This window comes from Pseudomonas sp. 1176_21 (assembly GCF_052850635.1).
The window spans coordinates 1-5,497 of sequence record NZ_VXCV01000022.1 but is presented as its reverse complement, the minus strand read 5'-3'; the positions used below and the strand labels follow the sequence as shown (position 1 = coordinate 5,497).

Here is a 5,497-nt window from a genome sequence, read left to right as displayed (position 1 = left end):
ATCGGCAGCGGTGAAAAAGGTGGTTGACAGCAGGTTGTAACGCTGTAGAATTCGCCTCCCGCTACGAGAGATCGAAGCGAGTCAAGTGTTTGAAGTGAAACGAAAAACTTCAAAATAAACGCTTGACAGACTCTGAGGAAAGCGTAGAATGCGCGCCTCGGTTGAGACGAAAAGTTCTTGACCAACGCTCTTTAACAATTGAATCAAGCAATTCGTGTGGGTGCTTGTGAGCTCAGACTGATAGTCAGAAAGATTATCAGCATCACAAGTGACTGCACGAAAATCGAAAGATTTGAAAGTAAGTCATTTGAGAATGCTGAGCCAAGTTTAGGGTTTTCTCAAAACCCAAGCAGTATTGAACTGAAGAGTTTGATCATGGCTCAGATTGAACGCTGGCGGCAGGCCTAACACATGCAAGTCGAGCGGATGAGAAGAGCTTGCTCTTCGATTCAGCGGCGGACGGGTGAGTAATACCTAGGAATCTGCCTGGTAGTGGGGGACAACGTTTCGAAAGGAACGCTAATACCGCATACGTCCTACGGGAGAAAGCAGGGGACCTTCGGGCCTTGCGCTATCAGATGAGCCTAGGTCGGATTAGCTAGTTGGTGAGGTAATGGCTCACCAAGGCTACGATCCGTAACTGGTCTGAGAGGATGATCAGTCACACTGGAACTGAGACACGGTCCAGACTCCTACGGGAGGCAGCAGTGGGGAATATTGGACAATGGGCGAAAGCCTGATCCAGCCATGCCGCGTGTGTGAAGAAGGTCTTCGGATTGTAAAGCACTTTAAGTTGGGAGGAAGGGCAGTAAGCGAATACCTTGCTGTTTTGACGTTACCGACAGAATAAGCACCGGCTAACTCTGTGCCAGCAGCCGCGGTAATACAGAGGGTGCAAGCGTTAATCGGAATTACTGGGCGTAAAGCGCGCGTAGGTGGTTCGTTAAGTTGGATGTGAAATCCCCGGGCTCAACCTGGGAACTGCATCCAAAACTGGCGAGCTAGAGTAGGGCAGAGGGTGGTGGAATTTCCTGTGTAGCGGTGAAATGCGTAGATATAGGAAGGAACACCAGTGGCGAAGGCGACCACCTGGGCTCATACTGACACTGAGGTGCGAAAGCGTGGGGAGCAAACAGGATTAGATACCCTGGTAGTCCACGCCGTAAACGATGTCAACTAGCCGTTGGAATCCTTGAGATTTTAGTGGCGCAGCTAACGCATTAAGTTGACCGCCTGGGGAGTACGGCCGCAAGGTTAAAACTCAAATGAATTGACGGGGGCCCGCACAAGCGGTGGAGCATGTGGTTTAATTCGAAGCAACGCGAAGAACCTTACCAGGCCTTGACATCCAATGAACTTTCCAGAGATGGATTGGTGCCTTCGGGAACATTGAGACAGGTGCTGCATGGCTGTCGTCAGCTCGTGTCGTGAGATGTTGGGTTAAGTCCCGTAACGAGCGCAACCCTTGTCCTTAGTTACCAGCACGTTATGGTGGGCACTCTAAGGAGACTGCCGGTGACAAACCGGAGGAAGGTGGGGATGACGTCAAGTCATCATGGCCCTTACGGCCTGGGCTACACACGTGCTACAATGGTCGGTACAGAGGGTCGCCAAGCCGCGAGGTGGAGCTAATCTCACAAAACCGATCGTAGTCCGGATCGCAGTCTGCAACTCGACTGCGTGAAGTCGGAATCGCTAGTAATCGCGAATCAGAATGTCGCGGTGAATACGTTCCCGGGCCTTGTACACACCGCCCGTCACACCATGGGAGTGGGTTGCACCAGAAGTAGCTAGTCTAACCTTCGGGAGGACGGTTACCACGGTGTGATTCATGACTGGGGTGAAGTCGTAACAAGGTAGCCGTAGGGGAACCTGCGGCTGGATCACCTCCTTAATCGACGACATCAGCTGTCTCATAAGCTCCCACACGAATTGCTTGATTCATTGAAGAAGACGATTAGGTTAGCAACCTTCGATTGGGTCTGTAGCTCAGTTGGTTAGAGCGCACCCCTGATAAGGGTGAGGTCGGCAGTTCGAATCTGCCCAGACCCACCAATTTGCTGGGGCCATAGCTCAGCTGGGAGAGCGCCTGCCTTGCACGCAGGAGGTCAGCGGTTCGATCCCGCTTGGCTCCACCACCCCGCTTGCTAATTTGTCAAAGCTTAGAAATGAATATTCGCGTCGAATATTGATTTCTGAACTTTATCAGAATCGTTCTTTAAAAATTTGGGTATGTGATAGAAAGATAGACTGGACAGCACTTTCACTGGTGTGTGTTCAGGCTAAGGTAAAATTTGTGAGTAATTACAAGTTTTCGGCGAATGTTGTCTTCACAGTATAACCAGATTGCTTGGGGTTATATGGTCAAGTGAAGAAGCGCATACGGTGGATGCCTTGGCAGTCAGAGGCGATGAAAGACGTGGTAGCCTGCGATAAGCTTCGGGGAGTCGGCAAACAGACTTTGATCCGGAGATCTCTGAATGGGGGAACCCACCTGGCATAAGTCAGGTATCTTGTACTGAATACATAGGTGCAAGAGGCGAACCAGGGGAACTGAAACATCTAAGTACCCTGAGGAAAAGAAATCAACCGAGATTCCCTTAGTAGTGGCGAGCGAACGGGGACTAGCCCTTAAGTGGCTTTGAGATTAGCGGAACGCTCTGGAAAGTGCGGCCATAGTGGGTGATAGCCCTGTACGCGAAAATCTCTTAGTCATGAAATCGAGTAGGACGGAGCACGAGAAACTTTGTCTGAATATGGGGGGACCATCCTCCAAGGCTAAATACTACTGACTGACCGATAGTGAACCAGTACCGTGAGGGAAAGGCGAAAAGAACCCCGGAGAGGGGAGTGAAATAGATCCTGAAACCGTATGCGTACAAGCAGTGGGAGCCTACTTTGTTAGGTGACTGCGTACCTTTTGTATAATGGGTCAGCGACTTATATTCAGTGGCGAGCTTAACCGAATAGGGGAGGCGTAGCGAAAGCGAGTCTTAATAGGGCGTTTAGTCGCTGGGTATAGACCCGAAACCGGGCGATCTATCCATGGGCAGGTTGAAGGTTAGGTAACACTGACTGGAGGACCGAACCGACTACCGTTGAAAAGTTAGCGGATGACCTGTGGATCGGAGTGAAAGGCTAATCAAGCTCGGAGATAGCTGGTTCTCCTCGAAAGCTATTTAGGTAGCGCCTCATGTATCACTGTAGGGGGTAGAGCACTGTTTCGGCTAGGGGGTCATCCCGACTTACCAAACCGATGCAAACTCCGAATACCTACAAGTGCCGAGCATGGGAGACACACGGCGGGTGCTAACGTCCGTCGTGAAAAGGGAAACAACCCAGACCGTCAGCTAAGGTCCCAAAGTTATGGTTAAGTGGGAAACGATGTGGGAAGGCTTAGACAGCTAGGAGGTTGGCTTAGAAGCAGCCACCCTTTAAAGAAAGCGTAATAGCTCACTAGTCGAGTCGGCCTGCGCGGAAGATGTAACGGGGCTCAAACCATACACCGAAGCTACGGGTATCACTTAGGTGATGCGGTAGAGGAGCGTTCTGTAAGCCTGTGAAGGTGAGTTGAGAAGCTTGCTGGAGGTATCAGAAGTGCGAATGCTGACATGAGTAACGACAATGGGAGTGAAAAACTCCCACGCCGAAAGACCAAGGTTTCCTGCGCAACGTTAATCGACGCAGGGTTAGTCGGTCCCTAAGGCGAGGCTGAAAAGCGTAGTCGATGGAAAACAGGTTAATATTCCTGTACTTCTGGTTATTGCGATGGAGGGACGGAGAAGGCTAGGCCAGCTTGGCGTTGGTTGTCCAAGTTTAAGGTGGTAGGCTGAGATCTTAGGTAAATCCGGGATCTTAAGGCCGAGAGCTGATGACGAGTTGCCATTAGGCGACGAAGTGGTTGATGCCATGCTTCCAAGAAAAGCTTCTAAGCTTCAGGTAACCAGGAACCGTACCCCAAACCGACACAGGTGGTTGGGTAGAGAATACCAAGGCGCTTGAGAGAACTCGGGTGAAGGAACTAGGCAAAATGGCACCGTAACTTCGGGAGAAGGTGCGCCGGTGAGGGTGAAGGACTTGCTCCGTAAGCTCATGCCGGTCGAAGATACCAGGCCGCTGCGACTGTTTATTAAAAACACAGCACTCTGCAAACACGAAAGTGGACGTATAGGGTGTGACGCCTGCCCGGTGCCGGAAGGTTAATTGATGGGGTTAGCTAACGCGAAGCTCTTGATCGAAGCCCCGGTAAACGGCGGCCGTAACTATAACGGTCCTAAGGTAGCGAAATTCCTTGTCGGGTAAGTTCCGACCTGCACGAATGGCGTAACGATGGCGGCGCTGTCTCCACCCGAGACTCAGTGAAATTGAAATCGCTGTGAAGATGCAGTGTATCCGCGGCTAGACGGAAAGACCCCGTGAACCTTTACTATAGCTTTGCACTGGACTTTGAATTTGCTTGTGTAGGATAGGTGGGAGGCTTTGAAGCGTGGACGCCAGTCTGCGTGGAGCCATCCTTGAAATACCACCCTGGCAACTTTGAGGTTCTAACTCAGGTCCGTTATCCGGATCGAGGACAGTGTATGGTGGGTAGTTTGACTGGGGCGGTCTCCTCCTAAAGAGTAACGGAGGAGTACGAAGGTGCGCTCAGACCGGTCGGAAATCGGTCGTAGAGTATAAAGGCAAAAGCGCGCTTGACTGCGAGACAGACACGTCGAGCAGGTACGAAAGTAGGTCTTAGTGATCCGGTGGTTCTGTATGGAAGGGCCATCGCTCAACGGATAAAAGGTACTCCGGGGATAACAGGCTGATACCGCCCAAGAGTTCATATCGACGGCGGTGTTTGGCACCTCGATGTCGGCTCATCACATCCTGGGGCTGAAGCCGGTCCCAAGGGTATGGCTGTTCGCCATTTAAAGTGGTACGCGAGCTGGGTTTAGAACGTCGTGAGACAGTTCGGTCCCTATCTGCCGTGGACGTTTGAGATTTGAGAGGGGCTGCTCCTAGTACGAGAGGACCGGAGTGGACGAACCTCTGGTGTTCCGGTTGTCACGCCAGTGGCATTGCCGGGTAGCTATGTTCGGAAGAGATAACCGCTGAAAGCATCTAAGCGGGAAACTTGCCTCAAGATGAGATCTCACTGGAGCCTTGAGCTCCCTGAAGGGCCGTCGAAGACTACGACGTTGATAGGTTGGGTGTGTAAGCGCTGTGAGGCGTTGAGCTAACCAATACTAATTGCCCGTGAGGCTTGACCATATAACACCCAAGCAATTTGCGTCGAACGACCAGATTGCGGTGTTGTGAAGACACAGTAAGCCGAAGATTTGTAACTCACAAACATCACATACCCGATTCGCTGGAGTGTCTGAACAAGACCTTCTGGCAACAGAATTTCTTGACGACCATAGAGCATTGGAACCACCTGATCCCATCCCGAACTCAGTAGTGAAACGATGCATCGCCGATGGTAGTGTGGGGTTTCCCCATGTGAGAGTAGGTC

General features: G+C 51.4%; 2 tRNA genes and 3 rRNA genes. All 5 read left to right on the top strand.

The features are described from left to right. The first annotated feature begins 357 nt into the window (after nt 1-357). Nucleotides 358-1,894: ribosomal RNA gene (locus FW760_RS25835) — 16S ribosomal RNA — on the top strand. A gap of 84 nt (nt 1,895-1,978) precedes the next feature. After that, nucleotides 1,979-2,055 (top strand) — tRNA-Ile (locus FW760_RS25830). A gap of 7 nt (nt 2,056-2,062) precedes the next feature. Next, nucleotides 2,063-2,138: transfer RNA gene (locus tag FW760_RS25825), tRNA-Ala, on the top strand. 224 nt (nt 2,139-2,362) lie between these two features. Then, nucleotides 2,363-5,253, top strand: a 23S ribosomal RNA gene (locus FW760_RS25820). 138 nt (nt 5,254-5,391) lie between these two features. Then, nucleotides 5,392-5,497, top strand: a 5S ribosomal RNA gene (gene rrf / locus FW760_RS25815); the annotation flags it as partial.